At 34.2% G+C, this 5,002-nt stretch carries 7 protein-coding genes; all 7 read left to right on the forward strand.

Features of this window, described 5'->3' with window-relative positions; genetic code table 11:
* Positions 1-554, forward strand: a 554-nt coding sequence (locus Q0505_RS20660) for a bile acid:sodium symporter (protein ID WP_299217371.1), incomplete at its 5' end; no start/stop codon positions are given.
* A gap of 178 nt (positions 555-732) precedes the next feature.
* Positions 733-1,494, forward strand: coding sequence for a hypothetical protein (locus Q0505_RS20665; protein ID WP_299217372.1), 762 nt, complete (start codon positions 733-735; stop codon positions 1,492-1,494).
* A gap of 138 nt (positions 1,495-1,632) precedes the next feature.
* Positions 1,633-1,845 (forward strand): DUF2945 domain-containing protein, encoded by a 213-nt coding sequence (locus Q0505_RS20670; protein WP_299217375.1) that lies wholly within the window; start codon positions 1,633-1,635, stop codon positions 1,843-1,845.
* 213 nt (positions 1,846-2,058) lie between these two features.
* The gene (locus Q0505_RS20675; protein WP_299217378.1) at positions 2,059-2,916 is read left to right on the forward strand and encodes a hypothetical protein; all 858 of its coding nucleotides are present in this window, start codon (positions 2,059-2,061) and stop codon (positions 2,914-2,916) included.
* A 63-nt stretch (positions 2,917-2,979) separates the two neighbouring features.
* The gene (locus tag Q0505_RS20680; RefSeq protein ID WP_299217381.1) at positions 2,980-3,339 is read left to right on the forward strand and encodes a glyoxalase; all 360 of its coding nucleotides are present in this window, start codon (positions 2,980-2,982) and stop codon (positions 3,337-3,339) included.
* A 157-nt stretch (positions 3,340-3,496) separates the two neighbouring features.
* The gene (locus Q0505_RS20685; protein WP_299217384.1) at positions 3,497-4,174 is read left to right on the forward strand and encodes a TetR family transcriptional regulator C-terminal domain-containing protein; all 678 of its coding nucleotides are present in this window, start codon (positions 3,497-3,499) and stop codon (positions 4,172-4,174) included.
* A gap of 103 nt (positions 4,175-4,277) precedes the next feature.
* The coding region (locus tag Q0505_RS20690; protein ID WP_299217387.1) for an AarF/UbiB family protein at positions 4,278-5,002 on the forward strand (725 nt) is incomplete at its 3' end.

Below are 5,002 nucleotides of genomic sequence, written 5' to 3' on the forward strand. Positions count from 1 at the left end.
ATAGTCTTATTACAATTTTTACGATTCCTTTTGTGGTAGATTTTGCCTTACGACAATTTCTGAATGCCAACGAAATGATTCAAATAGATAAGCTACAAACCGTGATTCAGATTTTTGCCGTTGTCATTATTCCTGTTAGCATTGGAATGATCATCAAACGGGCAAACCCTGCCTTTGCAGATACGATGAATAAGCCTGTTAAGATTGCTTCGGCGGCTGTCTTATTTTTGGTGATTATCGCCTTGGTTGTAAAGAAAAAAGAAGACATCATTCCTTATTTACAACAAGCAGGAATCGCGGCTCTTGTTTTAAATATCATGACGATGATCATTGGTTTCGCGACAGCGAAAATAGCAAAATTAAATAGCACACAATCCATTACCATCGCTATAGAATCTGGGATCCAAAACGGAACGATGGCGATTGCGATTGCTTCTGGAATTTTACTCAATGAAAATTATGCGATTGCTCCCGCTGTGTATAGTCTTATTATGTTTCTTACAAGTGGGATTGTGATTGGTATAGGGATAAAAATGGCAAATCGAAAGACATAATTTGATGCTATCACCCTCATATACAATTTAATATATAATATATCATCAAATTGGCGTAAAGAGATGCTATGCTTGTAGCTGATGGGATTTCCGATTGTATATATTATTTCCTAAATTTAAATTTTGAAATAATACACATTGTTTAAAAGTGATAACTGTTATTAAGAGTACGAACATTATGAAGAACTTATTTTTAGTATGGGTATTGTTGAGTTCTATTACCATGGTATCTCAGGTAAAAAAAGAATACTATGAGAACAAAACTCTAAAAAGTGTTATAAGTTATGATCGTCAAGGAAATTATAATGGCATTTATGAAACATATACTGAAGATGGTCTGCCTAAGGTAACAGGAACCTACAACAGAAAAGAAGAAGAAATAGGTGCGTGGAAAACCTATTTAAAAGACCGTTCCTATTACATTATTGAATATGATAAAAATGGTGTGATCCAAAGCAATATGGCGTACACTAAAGATCATAAAATTGCCTGGGAGAAACCCTATCTTAATGGTCAGCCTCATGGTGTTTGGAACGAATATCTAGCGAATGGTAATTTGATGATGACTGAAAATTACAAAAATGGAGTCCTTCACGGTATAAGAAAACAATTTGATACAAAAGAAGGAAACATCTTATTGGTCTCAGAAAATTATGTCAACGGAAATAAAGTCGGAGAATGTGCCTATTATCATAAAGACGGAAAGAAAAAAGAGATCTTTAATTATGTAGATGGCAATGTGTATAAAGAAGAATATACTTACCACGACAATGGAAATCTAAAAGAAATACTTTCTACAAAAAATGAATTACCTGATGGAGTTTCCAAATCTTTTTATCCAAATGGAAATTTGGAATCGACCGTGATGGCAAAAGGCTTTAATTTTACCATTAAAAGATATTCGCAAGATGGCGAATTGATTGAAACGATTAAGATGTAAAACCAAAATCCACGGTATTAGAGTTGTAATTTTCTACATAAAAATTAAATAATAATTCTTCTAAATCATATAAGACCGAATTGTTTTATTCGTAGTAATTTCCGTGTGAAAAATTGATAATTTAAAAAATAAAATAAGATGATACGCAAAGGAACAGAAGTAACTTGGAAATGGGGAAACGGACACGCTACCGGCAAAGTAAAAGAAACCTATACAAAATCGATTACCAAAACTATAAAAGGTTCTGAAGTAACCAGAAATGGATCTGACGATGATAAAGCGCTGTTTATAGAACAAGAGGACGGAGATACGGTATTAAAATTAGAAAGTGAAGTAGAAAGAGTAGATTAATCAGACTCTTTGAGCACTTACTACATAAGTTAGTATGAGAATGCACGCTTTAAAGATGTATTGACTATGGTTTTATACGCTCCTGCTGGCTAGGCAGGTTTGCGAAATGGAATAAAGCAGAAGTGTGTGCTGTATCCTACGAAGTACAAAATGTCACACTAAGCTTGTCGAAGTGGCGTACTTAAAGTCTATAAAATTAGCATATCTGTATTTATGAAGAAACCCCAAAAGCTGTTTCCTATACACACTACGATTGTAGAAGAACCCATAACACATTGCCGTTTTTTGCCAGCTACCGTTTTTGACTATCCTTTTTTTAATGAAGGTTTTGAAGAAATAAGAAAAACACAAGAAGCGACACGCTATCGTAGATTAGAGGATATAAAAGATACCGACCCTAAAGATGAACTCACACTTAAAGGATTTGTTTTTCATACCTCACACTGTGGATCGACTTTACTCGTAAGGATGTTACAAACATCAGATCAAATCCGAGTGGTTTCTGAACCAGAAGCTGTTAATGGCTTATTACTCGCTTACCTACTCCATGCACTTCCCAAAGTAGATGTACAACTACAATTACAAAAAATTATTGAAAGCTATCGCCAACCTTTAGGAAACGAGATTTATGTGATTTTTAAATTCACGTCTTGGAATGTATTTATGATAGCGCTATTCCAAGAACTCTACCCTACTACAAAATGGATTTATATAGACAGAAAAACAGAAGAAGTCGTCACATCTCTACAAAAATCTGACGGCGGGATTACACAATGGTGGGATCATCCTGTAGACCATCTTAGAAAACATTTTACAGGCGAAGACTATCTCTACTCCACCAAAGAGGCGTATCTCACACACATGGTTAACCAACACCGTACACAAGCACAAATGTATTCAAACAGAAACGGACAAAAATTCACCTATCCAACGTTCTTAAATGAGTTCGAAAAAATATGTGCTCATTTTGAACTTAAACTCTCTCCTCAAGAAATTGAAGTCGCCCAGAAAGCCACCGCATATTATTCTAAATCTATCTACAAAAAAGCATACACAGAAAGTAATGAGTAATCGTTTTTTAAATCAAACCAAATATTAGAGTATATTTAAAGAAGCATTTAAACAAACCAAGTTATGGAATATACTGTGAAATCTATCAGAGCTTTTATTGGAGCGAAAGATTACGAACTCTCTAGAAACTTTTATCTCGACTTAGGGTTTGAAGAACGAAACTTAGGCTCGAAAATGTCATACTTCAAACTAGGCGATTTTGGGTTTTATTTACAAAATGCTTACGTAAAGGATTGGGTAAACAATTCGATGTTATTTCTAGAAGTGAAGGATTTGGAATCTCACCTCAAACATATCAGAGCACTAGAACTCGAAAAAACGTATAAAAACGTACGTATTTCAGAGATTCACTATAATGATTGGGGAAAAGAATTTTTCCTATATGATCCTTCAGGAATTTTATGGCATATTGGTGAATTCTAAATATTCATACAAAATATTGAATTTCAGGAAAATAACCTCAAAATATATCTTATATACCTTCTTTCAATTTTTTTGAAATAACTTTAACAATAAATTCTGTTTAACGATTTACATAATACGGTAAACATTACATATCTTTACTAAAGAATTAGTAAATATGGCAACCGTAAAAAAAGCAACTACCAAAAATATAACCGCTTCAGATATCATTTCTAAGTACATGGATTATGTATTAGAGCATGGTAAACCACCAGCAACTATCTATAAGTTTTGTAAAGACATCAAATGTACCGAAGCAGAGTTTTATAAATTTTTCGGTTCTTTTGAAGGTTTAAAACAACATGTTTGGGTAGCACTTTATGATAGCACTGTAGCGACGCTTCACAAGGATAAAGATTTTGAAAATTACCCAAACAAAGACAAAATGTTGTCTTTCTTCTTTACGATGTTTGGAAATTTGACTGCCAACAGAAGTTATGTATTATTTGTGTTAAAAGAGCACAGTATGCCTCTTAAAAACCTAGCACAACTTAAAGAATTACGTGTGAAAGTTCGTGACTTTGCTTCATCACTTATTGAAGAAGGAAATGAAGATAAGTCCTATAAAATTACTAAAAATCCAGTATCGCTTTTTAGTGAAGGCGCTTGGGTTCAGTTTTTATTCCTTTTACGTTATTGGATGAATGACAATTCGCCTGGATTTGAAAAGACTGATGTAGCGATAGAAAAATCTGTCAAAGCCATTTTTGACGTATTTGAAACAACACCACTAGAAAGTATTATCGATTTTGGTAAGTTTTTGGTGAAAGAAAATTTTGCTTTCGCGAAAGCGTAAAAAGGAAGATTAGAACCTAAGAACACGTTTAAGATAGTAAGATTCCCTCCTCCGAGAGAATAAAAAGTAAAAATAGATTTCCCCTTGCGAGGAAACAAAGCTTATGAAAACAATAGATCACATACCTACCAACAAATTACAACGAGCATCCAAGCTTGTGAAGACGGGTGCAAAAGTAGGCGTGAATTATGTAAAATATTACGGTGAGAAAGTGGTTAATCCATCACTCACCAAAGATAAATTAAACGAAGATAATGCCGAAGATATATATGACGGCTTAAAAAGTTTGAAAGGAAGTGCGTTAAAGGTAGCGCAAATGCTCAGTATGGAAAAAAATATTATGCCTAAGGCGTATGTAGAGAAGTTTTCGCTCTCGCAGTTTTCTGTACCACCATTGTCTGCACCTTTAGTACGTAAGACTTTTAAAAGATATTTGGGGAAATACCCAGAAGATTTATTTGATACATTTGAAGCTCAAAGTGTAAATGCTGCTAGCATTGGCCAAGTACATAAGGCAATGCTGGATGGGAAGAAACTTGCTGTGAAAATCCAATACCCTGGAGTTGCAGATAGTATCAGTAGTGATCTGGCTCTAGTGAAACCGATTGCTTCCAGAATGTTTAATCTACAAGGAAAAGGAAAAGAAAAGTATTTTAAAGAAGTAGAAGACAAATTGCTGGAAGAAACCGATTACACACTAGAGCTTGCTCAAAGTATGGACATGGTTCATGATTGTGCTCAAATTCCAAACTTGAAGTTTCCAACCTATTATCCAGAACTGTCAAGCGAGCGTATTCTCACAATGGACTGGATGGATGGAGAACATTT

This window comes from uncultured Dokdonia sp. (assembly GCF_937910895.1).
GTDB lineage: Bacteria > Bacteroidota > Bacteroidia > Flavobacteriales > Flavobacteriaceae > Dokdonia.